The following is a 21,777-nucleotide window of genomic DNA, read 5'->3' as shown; positions in this document are numbered from 1 at the left end:
GGTTATGGCGATCGATGAAGTACGAATGCATCTACCTCCACGCCTACGAGACCGGCTCGGAAGCCCGCAGCGGCATCGGCCGGTGGATCGACTACTACAACTTCGACCGACCTCACTCGACACACGGAGGGCGTACGCCCGTCGAGGTCCACGAGGAGGCCGGCGACATCAGACTGGCGGCGTAACGGACCACAGGCCCAAGCTTACGAAGGCCGCCAATCTGTCCGGCCCGGCGGGACCACCTCAGTCTGATCTGCCGCCGAGCATCAGCAGCAGGACAGGAATCTCGATCCAGGCATGGGTCATGGCAGCCAGACCGTAGAGCTTCCGAGCGCCGGAGAAGTTCAGCCAGAACGGGACGATCAGCACGAGAGCAACCGTCGATAGAGCGACGACGAAGGTCGGCGGCTTCGGCCAATGCACGAATCCCGCCGTCGGCGTCGCGGGCAGAAGGCGCGGCAAAACGTGGATGACGATGGCATAGTGCAGGCATTGGGTGAAGACCGCCGCCGAGAAGACATCGACCGCCCGGTCGTGCTGGGCCAAGGCAGGTGGCACATAGACGCCGAGATGTTGCTCGAGGCCGCCGACGCGCAAGATCGTGTACTCTGGCGCGTAGAGGCCAGCTGCGTAGAGGAGATCGGCCGGCCAGCCGGCGACGATGAGCGCCGGAAGAGCCACGAACCCGATCGCCAAAAGACAGAACGCCGACCCACGTCGTTCACGCGACACGGCCTCGGTGACGAGGGCAAGTGGAGTGAAGTTGTGGAGGACTGCGAACGCGAGCATGGTTTCGGCAGGCGCCATGACCGCACCCACCATTGCCGTGGCTCCAGCGACCAGAGCGATTCCCTGACGTCTGCGCAGGGCCCGCGAGCACGCGAACATCAGACCTGCTCCACAGGCGAGTTCCAGTCCGGCGGCGATATTCGGCTCGAGAATCCCGTCGAGGCCGGCCGAACGCGCCACGAAGCCGGCGACGAGCAGCGGTGCGATCCACCTCCAGATCGGGTACAGCCGTCCGGAGAACCGCAGGTCGACGAAACGCAGTTCGGTCCCGACATGGACGAGCCCGAAACAGGCGAGAGCCAGCGTGTAGGTCGCGAGCGGCATGGCGACCGATGCGCCGAAACAACCGCCGACGATCAAAACAGCCCAGGCAATCGTGCTCCCGGTAACTCGCATGTATCGCTTACCTTCCCCGTCGACTTACGCAAAGCCACTCTCCGCTATTCAGATCAGGACTTGTCCAGTCGCTCAGGAATAAAATTATCGGATGCGCAATTGCAATACGAGCGAGCATTTCTCTGGATAGGAGTGTGCGCCCTTCTCATAGGTCAAAAGCTCACCCCGGTCGCCGGATTTGATTTAGAGGAGACATATTCGAACTTGCGGAAGCTCGTTCGCGGGGTTCTGGGCGCGTCGCGCGCTCTCGAGGGGGACCGCGTTGGGTTTCAGGGTTCACCTCGACCCTGATTTTCCTTGATATCGGCCGTCGCCGTCGATCGCCGCAGCCGCTTGCAACGCGATCGCCTTGGGGCGCCGCATCACCGCGATGATTGACGCGCTCGGCCCGGGTCGCTACCCCTCGGGGTCCCGCACCCGAGGAGATCCGCCCTTGCCTTCGACCTCGCCGTCCGCTCCCGCGGGTCCCGGCCTCGACCGGGCGCGCGCCGTGTTGCGCGAGGTCTTCGGCTATCCCGACTTCCGCCCCGGTCAGGACGACATCGTCGCCGAGGTGCTGGCCGGCCGCGACGTGCTGGCGGTGATGCCGACCGGCGCCGGCAAGTCGATGTGTTTCCAGTTGCCGGCGATCGTCCGCGGCGATCTCGTCGTCGTGGTCTCGCCGCTGATCGCCCTGATGCGCGATCAGGTGGCGCAGCTCCGCACCAGCGGTGTCGCCGCCGCGGCGCTCAATTCCTCGATCGAGCCCGACGAGGCCCGCGCCATCCGCGCCGATCTCGAAGCCGGCCGCCTGCGGCTGCTCTATGTCGCACCCGAACGGCTCGGCCGCCCCGACACGCTCGATCTCCTGGCGCGCGCCCGGGTCGCCACCATCGCCGTCGACGAGGCCCATTGCATCGCCCAATGGGGTCACGACTTCCGCCCGGAATATCGCGAGATCGGCGGCTTCGCGGCGCGCCTCGGCAATCCCCAGATCGTCGCCCTGACCGCCACGGCCGACGCCGCTACCCGCGACGAGATCGTCGCCGGCCTGTTCGCCCGCCCGCCCGCCGTCTTCGTCCACGGCTTCGACCGGCCCAATCTGTTTCTGGCGATGCGCCCGAAGGCGGTGCTCCGCCGCCAGATCCTCGATTTCGTCGAGGCGCGCAAGGGTTCGAGCGGCATCGTCTACTGCACCTCGCGCCGCCAGACCGAAGACCTCGCCGCGGCGCTGGAAGGTGCCGGCATCCGCGCGCTGCCCTATCACGCCGGCCTCGACGGGCAGGTCCGCTCGGCCAACCAGGATGCCTTCCTGAAAGAAGACGGCATCGTCATGACCGCCACCGTCGCCTTCGGCATGGGCATCGACAAACCCGACGTGCGCTTCGTCGTCCACGCCGGCCTGCCCAAGAGCATCGAGGCCTATTATCAGGAGATCGGCCGCGCCGGCCGCGACGGGTTGCCCGCCGATACGCTGACCCTCTACGGCACCGACGACATCGTCCTGCGCCGCCGCCAGATCGACGAGAGCGAGGCCTCCGACGAGCAGAAACACGTCGAGCGCCGCCGCCTCGAGGCGCTGATCGCGCTGGCCGAAACCCCGCGCTGTCGCCGCGTGGCGCTGCTCGCCCATTTCGGCGAGGTCGACGACCAGACCCCGTGTGGCCACTGCGACGTCTGCCGCGATGGCGTCGAGACCTTCGACGGCACCGTCGCCGCCCAGAAGGCGCTCTCGGCGATGGTGCGCACCGGCGAACGTTTCGGCGAGGTCCATCTCGCCGCGGTGCTGACCGGCGAATCGACCGATGCGGTGGTCCGCTTCGGCCACGACCAGCTGAAGACCTTCGGCTGCGGCAAGGAATTCGCCAAGACCCAGTGGCGGGCGATCTTCCGCCAGATCCTGGCGCTCGGCCTCGCAGAAGTCGACATGACCGCCCATGGCCGCTGGTGGGTCACCGCCGAGGGCGTCGAAGTGCTGAAGGGCCGTCGCAGCGTGCCGATGAACGTCGCCACCGTCCAGGCCGCAGGCGAGCGCCGCGCCAAAGGCCGCGACGCCCAGCGCGCCGCGCGGGTCGACGCCGGACTCGATGCCGACGCGACGCGGCTGTTCGAGGCACTGAAGAGCCGCCGCGCCGCGCTCGCCCGCGAGCTCAACGCCCCGGCCTATGTGGTCTTCGCCGACCGCACCCTGATCGAAATGGCCCGCGCCCGTCCGTCGACGCGCTCCGAGATGGCGGCGATCCACGGCGTCGGCGCCGCCAAGCTCGACCGCTTCGCCGATTCGTTCCTCGACGTCATCCGATCGACGTGACCGCCGCCGGCCGTCCCAGCGCCGCGTCGACGAAGGGCTGGAGCTCGGGCGCGTCATAGTCGGGGATCGCCAGATGGGCGCCGGTGGCGAGGATCGCTTCCCCGTCGAGCGAGGTCGTCAGCCCCACCGTCGCAACCCCCGAGCGGGCGGCGGCGAGCAGGCCCGGCACCGCGTCCTCGAAGGCCACGGCGCGGTTCGCCGGCACGCCCAGGGTCTCCAGCGCCGTCAGATAGGGCAGCGGATCGGGCTTGGAGCGCGGCAGTTCGCTGCCCAGCACGATCGCATCGAAATCCTTGGTGAGACCGAGGGCCGCGAGCATCGCCACGACGTTGGCGCGCGGCGCGTTGCTCACCACCGCACAGCCCGCGCCCCGCGCCCGCTCCCGCGCCAGGAAGCCGACGAGGCCGGGGATCGGCGTCAGCTTGCCGACGATCATCTCGCGAAACCGCGCCTCCTTGGCGTCGGCGATGCCGTCCCACAGCGCCGGATCGACATGGCCGAACAGGTTGCGGCAGATCAGCCGGTTGCTCTGGCCGGAGATGTGTTCGCGAAAGATCGCCTCGTCGATGGCCACGCCGTAACGTCGACCGATCTCGACGAAGGCGATCATGTGGATCGGGTCGCTGTCGGTCAGCGTCCCGTCGAGATCGAACAGCAGGGCTTCGGTGAACATCGAACACTCCGGCGGCGCGGTCCCGCCGCGGCCGGACGAGTGTGGCCGAGAATGAGCCGCGACGAAAGTCGTATCAGCCTCCCGCCGCGCGCCGGTCCTGCCTCCGCTCAGCGCGGCGGTCGCCATTCGTCGATGCGCCGACCCTCGGTCAGGCCGCCGACCGCCGCGACGATGCCGTCGGCATCGAGCCCGTGGTGGCGATAGAGTTCCGCGATGCTGCCCGACTGGCCGAAATGTTCGACGCCGATCGGAATGGTGCGATGGCCGGCCACCGCCCCGAGCCAGGCCAGCGTCGCCGGATGACCGTCGATCACCGTCACCAGGGTGCAATGGGCCGGCAGTCCGGCGAGCAGCGTCTCGACGTGGCTGCGCGCCCGCGCATTGCCGCGCCGCCGCGCCCGCTGCGCCGCGGTCCAACCGGCGTTGAGCCGATCGGCCGAGGTCACCGCCAGCACCCCGACGTCGCGGCGGAATTCGCCGATCCGCCCCGCCGCTTCGATCACTTCCGGCGCCACGCAGCCCTGATAGACCAGCACCACGTCGGCATTCGGCCCGGGCGGCCGCAGCCAGTGGGCGCCGTCGACCACGCCTTGGCGGAAGGCCGGGTCGCTGCGTCGCGCCGGCTGTTCGAGCGGCCGGGTCGAGAGGCGGAGGTAGACCGACCCGCCGGTCTCGTCGCGCAGCCAGGTGCGTTCGTCGGGATCGCCGTCGCCGTCGCGCTGGAGATAGTCGAAGGCCCAGTCCATCAGCACCGACAATTCGTCGAGATAGGCCGGCTCGAAACTCGCCAGCCCGTCCTGGGCCATGCCGATCAGCGGCGTCGAGATCGACTGATGCGCCCCGCCCTCCGGCGCCAGCGCCACCCCCGACGGCGTGCCGATCAAGAGGAACCGGGCGCTCTGGTAGCAGGCGTAGTTCAGCGCATCGAGGCCGCGGCAGATGAACGGGTCGTAGACCGTGCCGATCGGCAGCAGGCGTTCGCCCCACAGCGAATGGGCGAGGCCGGCGGCGCCGAGCAGCAGGAACAGGTTCATCTCGGCGATGCCCAGTTCGATGTGCTGGCCGGCCGGCGAGAACTCCCATTTCTGGGTCGAGGCGATGCGTTCGGTGCGGAACGTGTCGGCGAGCGCGTCGCGGGCGAACAACCCGCGGCGGTTGACCCACGGCCCGAGATTGGTCGACACCGTCACGTCGGGGGCGGTGGTGACGATCCGCTCGGCGATCGGCGCGCCGCTCGCCGCCAGCGAATCGAGGATCTTGCCGAACCCCGCCTGGGTCGACAATTGCGCGTCGTCGAGGGCGACCGGACCGGGGGCGGCGATCTTGGCCGCGCGCCGCCGCCGTGGGCCGCCGGCGAAGAACGGCACCCGCTCGAGGAACTCGGCGACGCCCGAGAGATCGCCGATCGCCGCGAAGCGCTCCCATTCCCGCCCCGGCTCGACGCCGCAGGCCCGTTGGAACTCGGCCATCTGCGCCGGGGTCATCAGCCCGGCGTGGTTGTCCTTGTGACCGGCCAGCGGCGTGCCCCAGCCCTTGATCGTGTAGGCCAGGAACACCGTCGGCCGGTCGTGGTCGATCGCGTCGAAGGCGTCGATCAGCGTCTCGAGGCAATGCCCGCCGAGATTGCTCATCAGGCGCCCCAACGCCTCGTCGCTGCGCCGCGCCAGGATCCCCGCGACCGCCTCGCCGAGATCCTCGGTGAGCCGCCGCCGCCAGGCCGCCCCGCCTTGGAAGGTCAGTGCCGAATAGAGCTGGTTGGGACAGGCGTCGATCCACGCGGCGAGCGCCGCGCCGCCTTCTTCCGCGAAGGCCGCGCGCTGTAACGCGCCGTGCTTCAGCGTCACCACGTCCCAGCCGAAGGCCCGGAACACCGCCTCGATCCGCGCCCACAGGCCCTCGCCGACCACCCCGTCGAGGCTCTGGCGGTTGTAGTCGACGATCCACCAGGTGTTGCGCAGATCGTGCTTCCAGCCCTCCTGGAGGCATTCGTAGATGTTGCCCTCGTCGAGTTCGGCGTCGCCGACGATGGCGATCATCCGCCCGAGCGGCTGGGGCGTCGCCCAGGGTTTGGCGGCGAGATAGTCCTGGACGATCGACGCGAAGGCGGTGAAGGCGACGCCGAGCCCGACCGATCCGGTCGAGATGTCGACGTCGTCGGAATCCTTGGTGCGGCTGGGATAGGCCTGGACGCCACCGAGCGCCCGATAGGCCTCGAGCTTGGCGCGGCTCTGGTTGCCCATCATGTATTGGATGGCGTGGAACACCGGCCCGGCATGGGGCTTGACCGCCATCCGGTCTTGCGGTCGCAGCACGTGGAAATAGAGCGCGGTGAGGATCGAGGCGACCGAGGCCGAGGACGCCTGATGGCCGCCGACCTTGACCTCGCCCTTGGCACGCAGGTGGTTGGCGGCGTGGATCGTCCAACACGCGGTCCACAGCAGTTGCTTTTCCAGGGCCGCCAGTATGCGCAGATCGTCGTTCGCCGCCATCGTCTCCCCCCGGGGCGTGAGCCCAGGGCCCGCCCGCGTCGTCGCCCGGGCTCTCGCGGCCCGGTGCTGCGTCGTCGTGAGCCACGGGTCCCCGCGCCACCGATCGGCGGAGAAGGATGATCGCCTCCTCGCGGCTTCCGCAAGCCCGTTTCGCGGAAACCCGCCCCGCGCCGCGGTCGCCCCTCCGCGACCCGTCGTCCCGGTGCGCGCCCCTCTCGACGGCGCCGCGCCGACATGGGAGGCTCGGACAGAGACGGGACCCGATGCCCACGCCCGTCGGCGAGGAGGCCGCGCGATGTTCGAAGATCCCCCGGCCCACGAGCCGACCCGCACCCCGGTCCGCGCCGTCCGCGTCGGCGATCGCGAAGTGTTGGTGCCGCGCCGCGATCGCCACTTCTGGTCCGATCTCCACCACCGCGCCGTGACCATCGGCTGGCCGGCCTTCTTCCTGATCGCCGCCAGCCTGTTCCTGAGCTTCAATCTGGTCTTCGCCAGCCTCTACCGGCTCGGCACGGCGCCGATCGCCAATGTCGCCGACGACGGTTTTCTCGGCCTGTTCTGGTTCTCGATCGAGACGCTGGCGACCGTCGGTTACGGCGACATGCATCCCCAGACCACCTGGGGCCATATCGTCGCCACCTGCGAGATCTTCACCGGCATGTCGCTGATGGCGGTGATGACCGGGCTGGTGTTCACCCGTTTCTCGCGCCCGCTGGCCCGCTTCGTCTTCGCCCGCCATCCGGTGGTGGCGCCGGTCGACGGCCGCCCGACCCTGATGATCCGCCTCGCCAACCAGCGCGCCAACGCCATCGCCGGGGCCACCGCCAAGCTGTGGCTGGTGCGCAACGAGGTCGGGGTCGACGGCACCCGCATGCGCCGCTTCTACGAACTGGCCCTGCAGCGCCGCGAGAATCCGGTCTTCGCCCTGAGTTGGACCCTGTTCCACGACCTCGACGATGCGAGCCCGCTCTGCGATGTCGCACCGGAGTCGCTGGCGACGAGCAACGCCGAAATCGTCCTGACCGTCACCGGAACCGACGAGAACACCTCGCAACAGCTCCACGCCCGCCACACCTATCGGCACGGCGACCTGCGCTGGAACCACCGCTACGCCGACATCCTGGTGACTTCGCCCGACGGGCGGCCGATGGTCGACCAGAGCCGCTTCCACGAAGTCGTGGCGGTCGGCACGCCGGTGGCGCCCGAGGCGACCTGAACGACCCGCCGGATCAGGCCTCGGGCGAGGCCTCGGCGACCCGGCGCAGCCGCTCGCGGCTGTTGGCGAGATGCATGCGCATCGCCGCCCGCGCCGATTCGGCGTCGCGGCGGGCGATCGCGTCGAAGATCGCCTGATGCTCGCGATTGGTCCGGAACAGATAGGCCGGTCCCGGCTCCGGCGCGATGCGCGCCGTGTCGAGACGGGTGCGCGGGATCGTGGTGGTGCCGAGGTGGCGGAACACGCTCTCGAAATAGCGGTTGCCGGTCGCCTGGGAGATCGTCAGGTGGAGCTGGAAGTCGGCGGCGACGCCGTCGCGGCCCGCCGTGATCTCGGCCTCGAAACTGTCGATCGCCCGCTGCATCGCGTCGAGCTGGGCGTCGTCGCGGCGCTGCGCGGCGAGGGCGGAGGCTTCGGTCTCCAGGCTGATGCGCAGTTCCAGCATCGCCATCACGTCGCGGATGGTCACCACCGTGCCCATGTCGAGGGTGACCACCGGCACTGGGGCGAGCACGAAGGTGCCGATGCCGTGGCGGGTCTCGACCAGGCCGGCCGCCTGCAGCCGCGACATCGCTTCGCGCACCACCGTGCGGCTGACCCCGAGATCGGCCATCACCGCCGGCTCGGTCGGCAGACGCTCACCCGGTCGGTAGCGGCCGTCGCGAATCTTGGCGACGAGGTCGTCGACCACGGTTTCGGCGAGGCTGCGGCGGCGGTGCGGGGCGGGCGAGAGGCTCATGGGAGACTCGAATCTGGGTCGTGAGGAAGGAGCGGACGAATCCGCGGGGTCGGACCGCGATCCCACAGAGTCGACGAGAACCGTCGCCGTGACAACCCGCCATCCGACTCCCGGACGATGGCCCGCCGCGGCGCCCGACAGCGCTCGGCGCAGCCTCCGCCGGATCCGGCTGACCCGAACTTAGCCCATACGACGTCTCGAGTCATCAGACGTCTTGAGCGGCAGCCCCCGCGGGCCCCGACCGACGGCCGCAGCCGCCTCGCGATCGCCCTCCGAAGGTGGCGGCGCCGCCGCGAGAATCGCTCGTAAACCGCCGATAACAGCGCCGGAACCGACGCCCCCGCAGCGCGGCCGCCGGCTTGCGTAAGACCACGCACGCCCGTCGGACTCGTGGCTTCGACGCTTGCGATTTCGGCGGTCTTGCCTATAGTGCCGCTCAAGTCATATGACGACCGATGAATTCGGCAGAGATCCTCGCCGCGCATCGGTGTCCTGCGGCGCAGAGCCCCCGGGGGGGCGATGGCCGCAGCAAGAGCAACGAGGACGGGAGGTCCCCAGCCATGCAGACCGTTTCCGCAACGTCGGGTGTTTCGACGGGAATGCGCCCGACCCGGGTGCGCTGGGCCATCCTGGCCATGCTCTTCGTGGTCACCACGATCAATTTCGCCGATCGCGCCACGATCGCCATCGCCGGTCCGGAGATCCGCAAGGCGCTCGATCTGTCGCCGGTCCAGATGGGCTACATCTTCTCCGCCTTCGCCTGGTCCTATGTCCTGGCCCAGCTGCCCGGCGGCTGGCTGCTCGATCGCTTCGGCTCGAAGACCACCTACTTCTTCGGTCTGACCCTGTGGTCGCTGTTCACGATGTTCCAGGGCGGCGTCGGCTTCCTGACCGGTGGGGCCGCGGTCGCCACGCTGTTCCTGCTGCGCTTCCTGGTCGGGGCCGCCGAGGCGCCGTCCTTCCCCGGCAACGGTCGCCTGACCTCGGCGTGGTTCCCGACCGACGAGCGCGGCTTCGCCTCGGCGATCTTCAACTCGGCCCAGTATTTTGCGACTGCGCTGTTCGCGCCGATCATGGGCTGGATCGTCCACACCTTCGGCTGGCAGGCGGTGTTCTACTTCATGGGCGGCCTCGGCCTGGTGCTGGCGGCCTTCTGGAACCATCTGATCTGGGGCCCCAAGGCTCATCCCAAGGTCAATCAGGCCGAGATCGACTATATCCAGGCCGGTGGTGCACTGGTCGATCTCGATGCCAAGGTGGCAGCGATCCGTCAGGTCGACACGCTCGCTTGCATCAAAGAGCTGCTGGCCAACCGCATGCTGCTCGGCGTCTACATCTTCCAGTACTGCATCAACGTGCTGACCTATTTCTTCCTGACCTGGTTCCCGGTCTATCTGGTCACCGAGCGCCACATGACCATCCTCAAGGCCGGCTTCGTCGCCTCGCTTCCGGCGATCTGCGGCTTCATCGGCGGTGTGCTCGGCGGTTGGGTCTCCGATCGTCTGCTCCGGGCCGGCTGGTCGCTGTCGGCGGCGCGCAAGACCCCGATCGTCGCCGGCATGCTGATGGCCATGTCGGTGATCGCCTGCAACTACGTCGAATCCGACGTGGTGGTGATCGCCTGCATGTCGCTCGCCTTCTTCGGCAAGGGCGTCGGCGCGCTCGGCTGGGCGGTGGTCTCCGACACCTCGCCGAAACAGGCCGGCGGCCTGTCCGGCGCGCTGTTCAACACCTTCGGCAACACCGCCGGCATCGTGACGCCGATCGTCATCGGCTACATCCTGGCCGCGACCGGCAGCTTCGCCTGGGCCCTGACCTATGTCGGCATCAATGCCGCGGTGGCGCTGTTGTCGATGCTGTTCGTGGTCGGCAAGATCGAGCGCGTGCGGCTGACCAAGTCCCTGCTTCCCGGCGTCGTGGCGTGAGCCCGGCCCGGACCCTGCGGCTCCCCGTCTCCTGACCCGGGGCGGGAACCGCAGGGCACGTCTCCTTCGGCGACCCGCCCGGGCCGCCCTCCGCTCTTCGCAACGAGGTGTCTCCCGATGTCCGCTTCCACTCCCTATACGGCGTTCCCCAATCAGTTCCGGCGGGACGTCGTCGCCGGCAAGCGGCTGATCGGCTGTTGGAGCGCGCTCGGCAGCCCGATCACCGCGGAAGTCCTCGGGTTGGCCGGCTTCGACTGGCTGCTGCTCGACGGCGAACATGCGCCCAACGACGTGCTGTCGCTGATCCCGCAGCTGATGGCGCTGAAGGACAGCCCCTCGGCGCCGGTGGTGCGGCCGGCCTGGAACGACACGGTGCTGCTCAAGCGCCTGCTCGACGCCGGCTTCTACAATTTCCTGATCCCCTTCGTGCAGTCGGCCGAAGAGGCGCGCCGCGCCGTCGCCGCCACCCGCTATCCGCCGGACGGCGTGCGCGGTGTCTCGGTCGCCCAGCGCTCGAACCGCTACGGCACGGTCGAGAACTACATGCAGATCATCAACGACGAGATCTGCGTCGTCGTCCAGATCGAGAACCTCGCCGGCGTCGAGGCCTCCGCCGAGATCGCCGCGGTCCCCGGGGTCGACGGCTTGTTCATCGGCCCCTCCGATCTCGCCGCGGCCCTCGGCCACCTCGGCAATCCCGGTCACCCGGACGTCCAGGCGGCGATGGCGGTGGTCTTCGCCGCGGCCAAGGCGCACGGCAAGGCGGTCGGCATCCTCGCCCCGGTCGAAGCCGACGCCCGCCGCTACATCGAGCAGGGCGCCACCTTCGTCGCCGTCGGCTCCGATCTCGGGGTCTTCCGCGCCGCCACCCGGGCGCTGCACGACAAGTATCTCTGAGTCCCCGGAAGGCGGGCCCGCGGGTCCGCCGTCCCTCGCATCCGCCGCGTCCGGCCGCCCCGTCGTGCCGTGGACGCCGCCGTCTCAATCAGGAGAGCAGTCATGAGCAAGTTGGGTTTCGTCGGTCTCGGCATCATGGGCACGCCGATGGTCGGTCATCTTCTCGCCGCCGGTCACGAAGTCACCGCCTATGATCTGAAGGACCTGCCGGCCGAACTGGTCGCCAAGGGTCTGAAGAAGGCCGCCTCGTCCAAGGAGGTCGCCGCGGCCTGCGACATCTTCTTCGTCATGGTGCCCGATACCCCGCACGTCGGGGCGGTGCTGTTCGGCGAGAACGGCGCGGCCGAAGGCCTGAAGAAGGGCGCGATCGTCGTCGACATGTCGTCGATCTCGCCGATCGAAACCAAGCAGTACGCCGCCAAGATCGAAGCGCTCGGCTGCGAATACCTCGACGCCCCGGTGTCGGGCGGCGAAGTCGGCGCCAAGGCGGCGACCCTGTCGATCATGGTCGGCGGCAAGGACGCGACCTTCGCGGTGGTCGAGCCGCTGTTCCAGCTGATGGGCAAGAACATCACCCTGGTCGGTGGCGTCGGCGCCGGGCAGACCGCCAAGGTCGCCAATCAGATGATCGTCGCCATGACCATCGAGGCGGTCGGCGAGGCGCTGCTGTTCGCCTCCAAGGCCGGTGCCGATCCGGCCCGCGTCCGTCAGGCGCTGATGGGCGGCTTCGCCTCGTCGAAGATCCTCGAAGTCCACGGCAAGCGCATGGTCGACCGGACCTTCGACCCGGGCTTCCGCATCGCCCTGCACCAGAAGGATCTCAATCTGGCGCTGACCGCCGCCCGCCAGATGGGTATCGCGCTGCCCAACACCGCCACCTGCCAGGAGCTGTTCAACGCCTGCGCCGCGCGCGGCGGCTCCGCCTGGGATCACTCCGGCATGGTCAAGGCGCTGGAACTGCTGGCGAACTTCGAGATCGGCCAGACCGCCTGACGGTCGATCTCGGCCCTCGGACGTCCCCGCCCCGGGACGTCCGAGGGCGCCCCCTCGCGAGCCGCGCAAACCCCGCGACCGGCGACGACGCTTCATCCCCGACGCCCCGCCGCCCGTGCGGCGGCGTTTCCCGACCCGAGGTGTGCGATGAAGACCGTGACGCTCCCCGACGGCACCGCCGTCCCGGCCCTGGGAATGGGCACCTGGATGATGGGTGAGGCGCGCGGCGCGCGGGCCGAGGAACTGGCGACGCTCCGCCGTGGCCTCGAACTCGGCCTGACCCTGATCGACACCGCCGAAATGTACGGCGAGGGCGCCTCCGAACGGCTGGTCGGCGAAGCGATCGCCGGGCGTCGCGACGAGGTCTTCCTGGTCTCCAAGGTCTATCCGCACAACGCCACCCGGGCCCGCACCATCGCCGCCTGCGAACGTTCGCTGACCCGCCTCGGCACCGATCGCCTCGATCTCTATCTGTTGCACTGGCGCGGCAGCGTGCCCTTCGCCGAGACCATCGAGGCCTTCGAGACCCTGAAGCGCGACGGCAAGATCCGGCGCTGGGGCGTGTCCAACCTCGATCTCGTCGACATGGCCGAACTCTCCACCACCCCCGGCGGCGAGGGCGTCGGCACCGATCAGGTCCTCTACAACCTGTCGCGGCGCGGCATCGAATGGGACCTGTTGCCCTGGGCGAAGGCGCGCGGGCTGCCGATCATGGCCTATTCGCCGATCGAACAGGGTCGCCTGCTCGCCGACCGCGAACTCGCCCGCCTCGCCGCCGCCCACGGCTGGACCGCCGCGCAACTGGCGCTGGCCTGGGTGCTCGACCGCGACCGGGTGATCGCCATCCCCAAGACCGGACATCGCGCGCGGCTCGAGGAGAACGCCGCCGCTCTCGACGTGCGCCTGACGCCGGAGATCCGCGCGGCGCTCGACGCCCTGTTCCCGCCGCCCCGCGGCTCGACGCCGCTCGAAATGCTCTGACGACGCAAATCGGAAGTTCACGCAGGTCCCATCCCCGACGCGCCGGACCCCGGTTCGGCGCGATCGGCCGCGCTTCGCCCGCGCCGGCCGCCCCGGCGTCGATCGAAGATCTCCAGCCTCTCGACCGGCATCGCCCGGAGAAGGGAGCGAACGCAATCCGTGATTGGCCCCGCACGAAGGGCCGGCGCACCCAGAGGAAGCGAATTTCCCATTTTCGATCGGAAAACCCAAGGAGATTGCCATGACCGACCAGAACGTCCCGAACGGGACCGAAGCCTTCTCGCCGTCGCGCCGCGCCCTGATCACCGGCGCCGCGACCCTCGCCGCGGTCGCCGCCACCAGCGGCTCCGCCGTCGCCGGTTGGGAGCCGTCGACCCGCATTCCCGACCCCGCGGTCAAGATCCTCGACGATGCCTTCAAGAAATACTGGGTGTCGTCGGCGACCGTCGAGCGCATCGCCACCGGCTGCCGCTGGGCGGAAGGTCCGGTGTGGATGGGCGACTGGCGGTGCCTGCTGTGGAGCGACGTCACCGGCAACGCGATGATGCGCTGGGACGAAGTGACCGGCGAGGTCTCGGCCTATCGCTCGCCGTCGAACTTCTCCAACGGCAATGCCCGCGACTTCCAGGGCCGGCTGATCACCTGCGAGCACCTCTATCGCCGCGTCACCCGCACCGAAATCGACGGGTCGATCACCGTGATCGCCGACAAGTTCGAGGGCAAGCCGCTCAACTCGCCCAACGACATCGTCTCGCGCTCCGACGGCTCGGTGTGGTTCACCGATCCGGCCTTCGGGCCGAACCCCAGCGAACGCATGTCCAAGCCCGAATTGCCCGGGACCGTCTATCGCATCGCGCCGGACGGCAAGATCACGGCGATGGCGACCGACATCAAGGGGCCGAACGGCCTGTGCTTCTCGCCCGACGAGAAGATCCTCTACGTGATCGAATCGCGCACCGTGCCGCGCCAGATCCGCGCCTACGACGTCGTCGACAACGGCACCCGGATCGCCAACAGCCGCATTCTCCTCGTCGCCGAGGCGGGCGCGACCCCGGACGGCTTCCGCTGCGACGCCGACGGCAACCTGTGGTGCGGCTGGGGCCAGGGCTCCGATGCCTTCGACGGCGTCCGGGTGTTCTCGCCCGAGGGCAAGGCGATCGCCCACATCACGCTGCCCGAGCGCTGCGCCAACCTGACCTTCGGCGGCGCCAACCATGACCGCCTGTTCATGGCCTCCAGTCACTCGATCTATTCGCTGATGACCAACGCCCGCGGCGCCACCGCGTGGTGACCTGCTGATCGATGCGGCGGCGGGATCCTCGCCGCCGCATCCCCCCGGTCGCCGGCCTCGGTGGTCCGGTTGTGCCTCTCCCGAGACAAAACAGCGCAGTCCTCTCTCGGGCACGCCCGACGGATGGACCGCCGCGGCTTGTTCGGATCAATTGGTCGGGCCACTATACAGCCATGCCAATCGACCCGTCGAAGCCGAGGTCGAACGCGCAGTCAGGGAGAGAACGATGAAGACACTTCTATGCACCTTGGGGTGCCTGAGCCTGTCGGGTCTGGCCTATGCCGCCGATCCGCAGCCGGCGGCGCCGGCCTATACCGAGATCAAGGCCGCCGACTATCAGGCCACCGTCGACGGCAAGCCGGTTTCGCTCTGGACCATGACCAACGCCCATGGCGTGGTCGTCCGCATCACCAATTGGGGTGCCCGCATCGAGCAGATCCTGGTGCCCGACCGCGCCGGTCGCCTCGGCGACATCGCCCAGGGCTATCCCTCGCTCGAGACCCAGCAGAACGGCCAGGGCTCGCTCGGCGCCTTCGTCGGCCGCTATGCCAACCGCATCGCCAAGGGCCGCTTCACCCTCGACGGCCAGGCGTACCAGCTCGCCATCAACGATCTCGCCTCCGGCGCCAACCCGCGCGAGAACACCCTGCACGGCGGCAAGAAGGGCTCGCGCTTCGTCGTCTTCGACGCCCGCCAGCTCTCGCCGGCTTCGGTCGAGATGTCCTACGTGTTCAAGGACGGCGAAGAATCCTTCCCCGGCACGCTGCCGGTACGGGTGGTCTATACGCTGAAGGACGACGACAGTCTGTCGATCGAATGGGCGGCGGTGGCCAACGACAAGAAGACCGTCGCCAACTTCACCCAGCACACCTTCTTCAACCTGTCGGGCGATCTCGGCTCGTCGATCTACGACCATCAGGTCACACTCAACGCCGAGAAGACCCTGGAGATCGATGCGACCCTGGTGCCCTCCGGCAAGATCCTGCCGGTCGCCGGAACGCCGCTCGACTTCCGCACCCCGAAGCCGATCGGCCGCGACATCGAGGCCGACTTCCCGGCGCTGAAGGCCGCCGGCGGCTTCGACCATCACTTCGTGATCGCCAAGAAGACCGAGGGTCTGGAACTCGCCGCCCGCGTTTCAGAACCGGTGTCGGGCCGCATCCTCGAGGTGTGGACCACCGAGCCCGGCGTCCAGTTCTATTCGGGCAACTTCCTCGAAGGCAAAGTGCCGCGCGACGTCGGCAAGGGCGGGGTCGTCTACAAGTTCCGCAGCGGCTTCTGCCTGGAGCCGTCGCACTTCCCCGACAGCGTCAATCACCCGGACTTCCCCTCGACCGTGCTGAACCCCGGTCAGTGGTACACCGGCCAGATCGTCTACCGCTTCCTCACCGACAAGAAGTGACCCCCTGAACCGGGGATGTGGACGCATCCGTCTGTCGAAGTTGCGCCGCCCGGGTCCGCCCGGGCGGCGTCGTCTCGAGGACGTTCAGGCCACCGTCGCGCGGCGAAGGGCTTCGAACTCGTCCGCCGTGGCATAGGACGTCTGGGTCCCCGGCTTGGTGATCGAATCCGCGGCATAGAGCGCCGCGAGCTTCAAGGCCGCCGCGACGTCGCGGCTCTCGACGTAGAACCGGGCGAAGCTGCCGATGAAGGCGTCGCCGGCGCCGGTGGTGTCCTTCGGCGTGACCTTGACCGGCGGCACGTGCGACACCGCCTCGGCGGTGACCAGCAGCGCCCCCTTCGACCCCAGCGTCACGATCACCGTGCGGATGCCGCTCGCGATCAACGAGCGGGCGGCGGCGATCGCTTGGCCCTCGTCGCCGACCGGCATGCCGGAGATCAGCGCCAGCTCGGTCTGGTTGGGGGTGAGGAAGGTCACCTTCGAGACCTGCGCCGGATCGAGCGGGGCGGCCGGCGCCGGATTGAGGATCGTCTCGATGCCGTGGGCGCGGGCGAAGTCGATGGTGTGATAGACCGTCTCCAGCGGCACCTCGAGCTGCATCAGGATCAGATCGCAGGTCTTCAGATCCTCGGCCGCCCGGTCGATGTCGGCCGGCAGCAGATGGGCATTGGCGCCCTTGATGATCAGGATCGAGTTCTCGCCCGACGGCTCGACGAAGATCGGCGCCACCCCCGACGAGGTACCGGGCACCTTCTCGACGTGCTTGGTGTCGATGCCGAAGCGCCGGAAGTTGGCGATGGTGTTGTCGGCGAAGATGTCGTCGCCGACCTTGGTCACCATCATCACCGCGGCGCCGAGCTTGGCGGCGGCGACCGCCTGATTGGCGCCCTTGCCGCCGCAGCCCATGCGGAAGTCGGGCGCTTCGATCGTCTCGCCGCGATCGGGCATGCGGGTGACGTAGCTGATCAGGTCGACCATGTTGGACCCGACGACGGCGATCCTTCCGGGCATGGCCCGCTCTCCTCTTGTCGCTGTTCAGTAACGGCGGATCGCGGCTTCCGCCGCATCGGCTTCGGCGCCGTCGAGATGGCCGAGGCGCACCGAAAAGCGCGCGGTCGCGCCGGCGGCGAGGCTGCGCACGTGGCCCTTGGCCTTCTCGGCGAGATAGCCCTCCGGCTCGCAGGTCGCCGGCAGCGCGAAGGCCGCGACCTTCTGATCGCCGTTGACCAGGATCCAGCGCACGGTGTGCGGCAGATCGGCGAGTTTCCAGGCGATCGACAGCGCGTCGCCCTGCGGCCGGCGCAGCAGCACGCGGGTGTGTCCGGTCGCGTCGGTCTTGAGATTGCGGACGTAGAACACCTGCTCCGGGTCGTAGCGCGCGGGCTCGTCGAGCACTTCCATGCCGGACGGATCCGCGGCGAGGGCGTCGATGAAGCCGAGATAGGCGGGGGTGGCTTTGACGTGGCCGGGCACCGCGGTGCGCACCACTGTGTCCTTGGCGGTGAAGCCGGTCGGCTGGACGATGCGCCCGCCCTCGACGAAGGCGAAGTTGACGTGGGCCATGTACATCAGGTCCATCGGCGCGAAGGACCGGTTCTCGACCGCCATCTCGATGTCGAACAGCGCCTTGCCCGGCCGCAGCACGACCCGCGGCCGCGCCAGATAATGGGCGCCGAAGCCCATCACCCATTCGCGCGTGCCGGTCACCGCCATGAACGGCCCCTCGCCGTCCTCGCCGATGTCGAGGCCGGCGGCCTGCATCGGCGCGCAGGGCATCTCGCCGTGCAGCGGATGGCTGTCCTGCGGCGACGGACAGCCGTTCGACAGGAGCCCCGAATGGAAGGCGAAACAGCCGTAGGTGCCGACGATCGACTCGGCGGGGCGCGGCTCGGCGAACATGTCCTGCATCGACAGATCGACGCCGTCGAAGATCGCGTCCCACACCATCTGGCCCATGAACGGCAGGACCACGACGTGGCCGCGGGCGTTGGCGAGCCGCAGCGCGGCGATGCCGGAGCCGTAGCGGAAGAGACTGGCGACGAGTTCACCGGCGCGGGCGATTTCGCGCTCGGCTTCGCCGAAGAAGACGTCGCGCAGGGAGATGGAGGTGGTCGGCATGACGCCCTCTCAACGGTTGCGGTTCTTGTAGGCGTTGATCACGATCACCAGGAGCAGGAAGGCGCCCCAGATGAAGTCGATCAGGTGATTGGAGAAACGCAGGATCTGGAAGCCGGACGACAGCAGCATCAGGGCGATCACCGCGATCGACACCCCGGCCACCGTGCCCTTGCCGCCGGCCGGATTGGTGCCGCCGAGCACGGCGATCAGCACCGCCTGCAGCAGATACGAGGTGCCGTAGTCGGATTTGGCGGCGTTGGTGCGCCCCGACAGCATGATCCCGGCGATCGACGCGAGCATCCCCGTCGCCACGTAGCTCAGGAAGATCATCCGCGTCTTGTCGAGCCCGGCATAGACCGCGGCCTTGGGGTTGGTGCCGATCAGCTGCAGCGAGACGCCGAAGGTGGTCCGCGTCAACAGGAAGGCCATGCCCAGCGCGATGACGATGAACAGCACGAAGGGCACGGCGAGGCCGAAGATCTTGCCGTTGCCGATCCAGTCCCAGGCGACCGGGAAGCCGACGATCGCCGGTCCGCCGGTGAGCACCAGGGCGATGCCGGTGAACACCTGACCCGAGCCGAGCGTCGCCAGGATCGGCGTCACCCGGAGCTTGGTGATCAGGAAGCCGTTGAAGGCCCCGGCCGCCGCCCCGATGGTCAGCGACAGGACGATGCCGAGGAACACGATGCCGGTGCCGTCGCCGCTCGCGATCCCCTCACGCCCCACGAAGTGGTGGAAGAACAGCCCGGCGAGAATCGCCGAGACGTTGGCGATGCCGATGATCGACAGGTCGATGCCGCCGGTCAGCATCGCCACCAGCATGGCGATCGACAGCACCCCGAGCTCCGGAAACAGGTAGGTCAGGCTCTCGAAGTTGTAGTAGCGCAGGAACTTGTCCGGCGAGAGGAAGGTCATGACGACCATGATCACCACGACCATCCCCAGAAGCTGGACGATGTTGTTGTCGCGGTTGATCAGGGACCGGACGTCGAAGGCGTGTTTTCCCATGGCGTGTCCCTCCCTCAGGCTTGCCGCTTGCGGTCACGCCAGGCGGTCGCCGCCGTCGCGATGACGATGATCGAGCCGACCACGACCAGCTGCCAGGTGGTGTCGACCTTCATGATGATCAGGCTGTTCTTGACCATCACCAGCATGAACACGCCGAGCATGGTGCCGAGCACGCTGCCGCGCCCGCCGAAGATCGAGGCGCCGCCGAGCACCACCGCGGCGATCACTTCGAGGTCGGTGCCGACGAAGTCGCGCGGATTGGCCAGCCAGATCATCGAGCAGTGGAGCATGCCGGCGAAGCCCGCCAAGGCGCCTGCGAGGCAATAGATGAAGAAGATCGTCTTCTTCAGATCGAAGCCGACCCGGGTCGCGGCTTCTGCGCCGCCCCCCAGCGCGAAGATCGAACGGCCGATCATCGTGTGGCGCAGCATCAGGTGGACGCCGAGCGCCAGCGCGAAATAGATCAGCACCATCGCGGTGAGGCCCGAATGGGTGCCGTCGGCCTTGGTGATCGTGAAAACCTCGGCCTTGGCGAAGTCGATCAGCACCGGCGGGAAGCGGTCGATGTTGATCATCGAAGTGCCGACCACGCCGAGCAGGAAGCCGCGCACCATCGAACCGGTGCCGAGCGTCACGATCAGCGGGATCATGCGGAATTTCCACACGAAGAAGGCATTGATCGAGCCGCAGGCCGCGCCGATCAGGATCGCGCAGACGAAGGGTACGAGCACACCGACATAGCCGAAATAGAGCATGCCCTTGACGGTCAGATACATCGCCGCGACCGCGAAGGCCGGGAACGACACGTCGAACCCGCCCGACAGCATGACCAGCAGCACGCCCAGCGCCATGATCCCGATGATCACGTTGGAGCGCAGGAGCGAGAACAGGTTGTCGACCTGCCAGAAGGCCGGATTGACCAGGCCGATGAGGATCATCGCCACCAGGAGGATGGCGGCGATGACGACTTCCGATCTGCGGAAAAGGGTCATGGGGCCAGCCTCACTTGAAGGACGTCAGCATGTCGCTGATCCGTTGTTCGGACGTGTCGGCGGTCTCGAAGGTCTCGACGAACCGCCCGCGATGCATGACGACGATGCGATTGCAGTTCTGGACGAGCTCCAGGATGTCGTCGGAGATCATCACCACCGCCAGACCCTTCTCGACCGCCAGATCGCGGATGATCCGGTGGATCTCGGCCTTCGAACCGACGTCGACGCCGACGGTCGGGCCGTTGAGGATCAGCACCTTGGCCTCGGTGAGCAGCCAGCGGGCGAGCACCACCCGCTGCTGATTGCCGCCCGACAGCTCGCCGACCGGCTTGTCGCCGGTGGGCGTGGCGATCTGCAGCGCCTTGATCGACGACGCGGCGAGGTTGGCCGCCTTGGGGCGATCGATCACCGACCAGTCGGCGATCCGCTCGTAGATCGTCGCCAGAATGTTGCGATCGATCGATTGGGTCAGGAACAGACCCTCGGTCAGGCGGTCTTCCGGCACATAGGCGATGCCGGCGTCGATCGCCGTCTGCACCCGGTCGAGCGGCACCGGCACGCCGTCGATGCGGACGGTGCCGGTGTGGCCGGGTTCGAGCCCGAACAGCGCCTGCGCCACTTCGGTGCGCCCCGAGCCGAGGAGGCCGGACAGGCCGACGATCTCGCCGGGATGGACCGACAGCGCCAAGTCTTCGAAGGCGCCGGCGAGCGTCAGCCCGGCGATCTCCAGGCGCGGCGGCGTCGGCGTCGCCGGGGCCTTCCAGTGATAGGTCTCGCTGGAGATGTCGTGGCCGGTCATGTGGCGGACGATGGTCGATTCGTCGAAATTCGAGGTCGGACCTTCGGCGACCATGCGGCCGTTGCGGATCACCGACAGACGCTCCGAGATCTCCAGCATCTCGCGCATCTTGTGGGAGACGAACAGGATCGAGATGCCGTGCGCCTGGATGTCGCGGACGATGCGGAACATCGTCTCGACCTCCTTGCGGGTCAGCGCGGTGGTCGGCTCGTCCATGATCAACAGGCGCGGATCGGACATCAGCGCGCGGGCGATCGCCACCAGCTGGCGGCCGGCGGTCGACAGTTCGTCGACTTCCTGTTCCGGGTCGATGTCGACGCCGAGACGGTCGAGGGCGCGCCGCGCCAGATCGCGCACCGAGCGCCAGTTCACCAGCTTGCGCTTGTTGCGCAGCTCGGTGTTGAGCGCCAGATTCTCGGCCACCGTGAGGTTTCCGAACAGCGAGAAGTCCTGGTAGATCACCTGGATGCCGTGGCGGATCGCCTCGATCGGGGTCAGGTGCGAATGGGTCCGGCCGTCGATCGCGATCGACCCGGAATCGGGGCGGTAGACGCCGGACATCACCTTGATGACCGTCGATTTGCCCGATCCGTTCTCGCCGGCGAGGCAGTGGATCTCGCCCGACCGGATGGTCAGCGAGACGTCGTCGAGGGCCGCGACGCCGGAAAATCGTTTCACGACGTTGCGCAGGTCTAGGAACACGTCCGACATGGGGGCGATCCGCTCGGGTTTCGGAGAGGCGAGGCCGCGCGCGACGTCGAGGGTGCCGAAACGGCACC

Annotated in this window: 18 protein-coding genes; 9 read left to right on the top strand and 9 right to left on the bottom strand. The window is 68.3% G+C overall.

The window, feature by feature from the left end:
- Positions 1-185 (top strand): integrase core domain-containing protein (locus tag EYW49_RS01430; protein ID WP_165498092.1); only part of this gene is annotated, 185 nt, incomplete at its 5' end.
- A 58-nt stretch (positions 186-243) separates the two neighbouring features.
- On the opposite strand, the gene EYW49_RS01425 is transcribed toward EYW49_RS01430, so the two are convergent.
- Positions 244-1,185 carry a hypothetical protein gene (locus EYW49_RS01425; protein WP_131305169.1) on the bottom strand — a complete coding sequence of 314 codons (942 nt, stop codon included), beginning with the start codon at positions 1,183-1,185 and terminating at the stop codon, positions 244-246.
- Between the two features lie 370 nt (positions 1,186-1,555).
- On the opposite strand from EYW49_RS01425, the gene recQ reads away from it, so the two are divergent.
- Positions 1,556-3,475 (top strand): DNA helicase RecQ, encoded by a 1,920-nt coding sequence (recQ, locus tag EYW49_RS01420; protein WP_131305167.1) that lies wholly within the window; start codon positions 1,556-1,558, stop codon positions 3,473-3,475.
- On the opposite strand, the gene EYW49_RS01415 is transcribed toward recQ, so the two are convergent.
- Positions 3,459-4,148 (bottom strand): HAD family hydrolase, encoded by a 690-nt coding sequence (locus EYW49_RS01415; protein WP_131305165.1) that lies wholly within the window; start codon positions 4,146-4,148, stop codon positions 3,459-3,461. The genes recQ and EYW49_RS01415 overlap by 17 nt on opposite strands.
- Positions 4,149-4,255: 107 nt before the next feature.
- A complete protein-coding gene (locus tag EYW49_RS01410) occupies positions 4,256-6,637 on the bottom strand; it encodes a transketolase (RefSeq protein WP_131305163.1) in 2,382 nt (793 codons plus the stop codon).
- A 295-nt stretch (positions 6,638-6,932) separates the two neighbouring features.
- Between EYW49_RS01410 and EYW49_RS01405 the strand changes: the two genes are divergently transcribed.
- On the top strand, positions 6,933-7,853 hold the full coding sequence (locus tag EYW49_RS01405; RefSeq protein WP_131305161.1) for an ion channel: 921 nt from the start codon (positions 6,933-6,935) through the stop codon (positions 7,851-7,853).
- A 13-nt stretch (positions 7,854-7,866) separates the two neighbouring features.
- Here the strand turns inward: EYW49_RS01405 and EYW49_RS01400 are convergent, their stop codons facing one another.
- Positions 7,867-8,592, bottom strand: coding sequence for a FadR/GntR family transcriptional regulator (locus tag EYW49_RS01400; RefSeq protein ID WP_131305159.1), 726 nt, complete (start codon positions 8,590-8,592; stop codon positions 7,867-7,869).
- A gap of 560 nt (positions 8,593-9,152) precedes the next feature.
- Here EYW49_RS01400 and EYW49_RS01395 point away from each other — a divergent pair.
- From EYW49_RS01395 to EYW49_RS01370, 6 genes are all read left to right on the top strand, one after another.
- Entirely contained in the window at positions 9,153-10,517 is a 1,365-nt protein-coding gene (locus EYW49_RS01395; RefSeq protein WP_131305157.1) for an MFS transporter, read from the top strand.
- 117 nt (positions 10,518-10,634) lie between these two features.
- Positions 10,635-11,414, top strand: coding sequence for a 2-dehydro-3-deoxyglucarate aldolase (garL, locus tag EYW49_RS01390; protein ID WP_131305154.1), 780 nt, complete (start codon positions 10,635-10,637; stop codon positions 11,412-11,414).
- Positions 11,415-11,501: 87 nt separating this feature from the next.
- Positions 11,502-12,407, top strand: a complete 906-nt coding sequence (locus EYW49_RS01385) for a 2-hydroxy-3-oxopropionate reductase (RefSeq protein WP_265937385.1) — start codon at positions 11,502-11,504, stop codon at positions 12,405-12,407.
- A 147-nt stretch (positions 12,408-12,554) separates the two neighbouring features.
- Positions 12,555-13,388 carry an aldo/keto reductase gene (locus EYW49_RS01380; protein WP_131305150.1) on the top strand — a complete coding sequence of 278 codons (834 nt, stop codon included), beginning with the start codon at positions 12,555-12,557 and terminating at the stop codon, positions 13,386-13,388.
- Positions 13,389-13,629: 241 nt separating this feature from the next.
- Positions 13,630-14,679, top strand: a complete 1,050-nt coding sequence (locus EYW49_RS01375) for an SMP-30/gluconolactonase/LRE family protein (protein WP_131305148.1) — start codon at positions 13,630-13,632, stop codon at positions 14,677-14,679.
- A 226-nt stretch (positions 14,680-14,905) separates the two neighbouring features.
- Complete coding sequence (locus EYW49_RS01370; RefSeq protein ID WP_131305146.1) at positions 14,906-16,081, top strand: aldose epimerase family protein; 1,176 nt, start codon at positions 14,906-14,908, stop codon at positions 16,079-16,081.
- 84 nt (positions 16,082-16,165) lie between these two features.
- Here EYW49_RS01370 and rbsK read toward each other — a convergent pair whose 3' ends face one another.
- Genes rbsK through EYW49_RS01345 form a run of 5 tightly spaced genes read right to left on the bottom strand, consistent with a single transcriptional unit; the run spans position 16,166 to position 21,709 of the window.
- Positions 16,166-17,092: a ribokinase gene (gene rbsK / locus EYW49_RS01365; RefSeq protein WP_131305144.1), complete on the bottom strand. Its 927-nt coding sequence runs from the start codon at positions 17,090-17,092 to the stop codon at positions 16,166-16,168.
- 24 nt (positions 17,093-17,116) lie between these two features.
- On the bottom strand, positions 17,117-18,199 hold the full coding sequence (locus EYW49_RS01360; RefSeq protein WP_131305142.1) for an aldose 1-epimerase family protein: 1,083 nt from the start codon (positions 18,197-18,199) through the stop codon (positions 17,117-17,119).
- Positions 18,200-18,208: 9 nt separating this feature from the next.
- Positions 18,209-19,207: an ABC transporter permease gene (locus EYW49_RS01355; protein ID WP_131305140.1), complete on the bottom strand. Its 999-nt coding sequence runs from the start codon at positions 19,205-19,207 to the stop codon at positions 18,209-18,211.
- Positions 19,208-19,221: 14 nt separating this feature from the next.
- Positions 19,222-20,199 carry an ABC transporter permease gene (locus EYW49_RS01350; RefSeq protein WP_131305138.1) on the bottom strand — a complete coding sequence of 326 codons (978 nt, stop codon included), beginning with the start codon at positions 20,197-20,199 and terminating at the stop codon, positions 19,222-19,224.
- Between the two features lie 10 nt (positions 20,200-20,209).
- On the bottom strand, positions 20,210-21,709 hold the full coding sequence (locus EYW49_RS01345) for a sugar ABC transporter ATP-binding protein (RefSeq protein WP_131305136.1): 1,500 nt from the start codon (positions 21,707-21,709) through the stop codon (positions 20,210-20,212).
- Positions 21,710-21,777: the final 68 nt, after the last annotated feature.

The sequence above is a fragment of the Siculibacillus lacustris genome, from assembly GCF_004328075.1.
Classification (GTDB): Bacteria; Pseudomonadota; Alphaproteobacteria; order Rhizobiales; family Ancalomicrobiaceae; genus Siculibacillus; species Siculibacillus lacustris.
The sequence above is the reverse complement of the archived record's forward strand: the minus strand, read 5'-3'. Positions and strand labels throughout refer to the sequence as shown.

Excerpts from the sequence above, each read along its gene's own strand:
- recQ (WP_131305167.1), top strand. The coding sequence starts at position 1,556 with ATGATTGACGCGCTCGGCCCGGGTCGCTACCCCTCGGGGTCCCGCACC.
- rbsK (WP_131305144.1), bottom strand. The coding sequence starts at position 17,092 with ATGCCCGGAAGGATCGCCGTCGTCGGGTCCAACATGGTCGACCTGATC.
- EYW49_RS01350 (WP_131305138.1), bottom strand. The coding sequence starts at position 20,199 with ATGACCCTTTTCCGCAGATCGGAAGTCGTCATCGCCGCCATCCTCCTG.
- EYW49_RS01370 (WP_131305146.1), top strand. The coding sequence starts at position 14,906 with ATGAAGACACTTCTATGCACCTTGGGGTGCCTGAGCCTGTCGGGTCTG.
- EYW49_RS01400 (WP_131305159.1), bottom strand. The coding sequence starts at position 8,592 with ATGAGCCTCTCGCCCGCCCCGCACCGCCGCCGCAGCCTCGCCGAAACC.
- EYW49_RS01415 (WP_131305165.1), bottom strand. The coding sequence starts at position 4,148 with ATGTTCACCGAAGCCCTGCTGTTCGATCTCGACGGGACGCTGACCGAC.
- EYW49_RS01360 (WP_131305142.1), bottom strand. The coding sequence starts at position 18,199 with ATGCCGACCACCTCCATCTCCCTGCGCGACGTCTTCTTCGGCGAAGCC.
- EYW49_RS01355 (WP_131305140.1), bottom strand. The coding sequence starts at position 19,207 with ATGGGAAAACACGCCTTCGACGTCCGGTCCCTGATCAACCGCGACAAC.
- EYW49_RS01410 (WP_131305163.1), bottom strand. The coding sequence starts at position 6,637 with ATGGCGGCGAACGACGATCTGCGCATACTGGCGGCCCTGGAAAAGCAA.
- EYW49_RS01395 (WP_131305157.1), top strand. The coding sequence starts at position 9,153 with ATGCAGACCGTTTCCGCAACGTCGGGTGTTTCGACGGGAATGCGCCCG.
- garL (WP_131305154.1), top strand. The coding sequence starts at position 10,635 with ATGTCCGCTTCCACTCCCTATACGGCGTTCCCCAATCAGTTCCGGCGG.
- EYW49_RS01405 (WP_131305161.1), top strand. The coding sequence starts at position 6,933 with ATGTTCGAAGATCCCCCGGCCCACGAGCCGACCCGCACCCCGGTCCGC.
- EYW49_RS01345 (WP_131305136.1), bottom strand. The coding sequence starts at position 21,709 with ATGTCGGACGTGTTCCTAGACCTGCGCAACGTCGTGAAACGATTTTCC.
- EYW49_RS01380 (WP_131305150.1), top strand. The coding sequence starts at position 12,555 with ATGAAGACCGTGACGCTCCCCGACGGCACCGCCGTCCCGGCCCTGGGA.
- EYW49_RS01375 (WP_131305148.1), top strand. The coding sequence starts at position 13,630 with ATGACCGACCAGAACGTCCCGAACGGGACCGAAGCCTTCTCGCCGTCG.
- EYW49_RS01425 (WP_131305169.1), bottom strand. The coding sequence starts at position 1,185 with ATGCGAGTTACCGGGAGCACGATTGCCTGGGCTGTTTTGATCGTCGGC.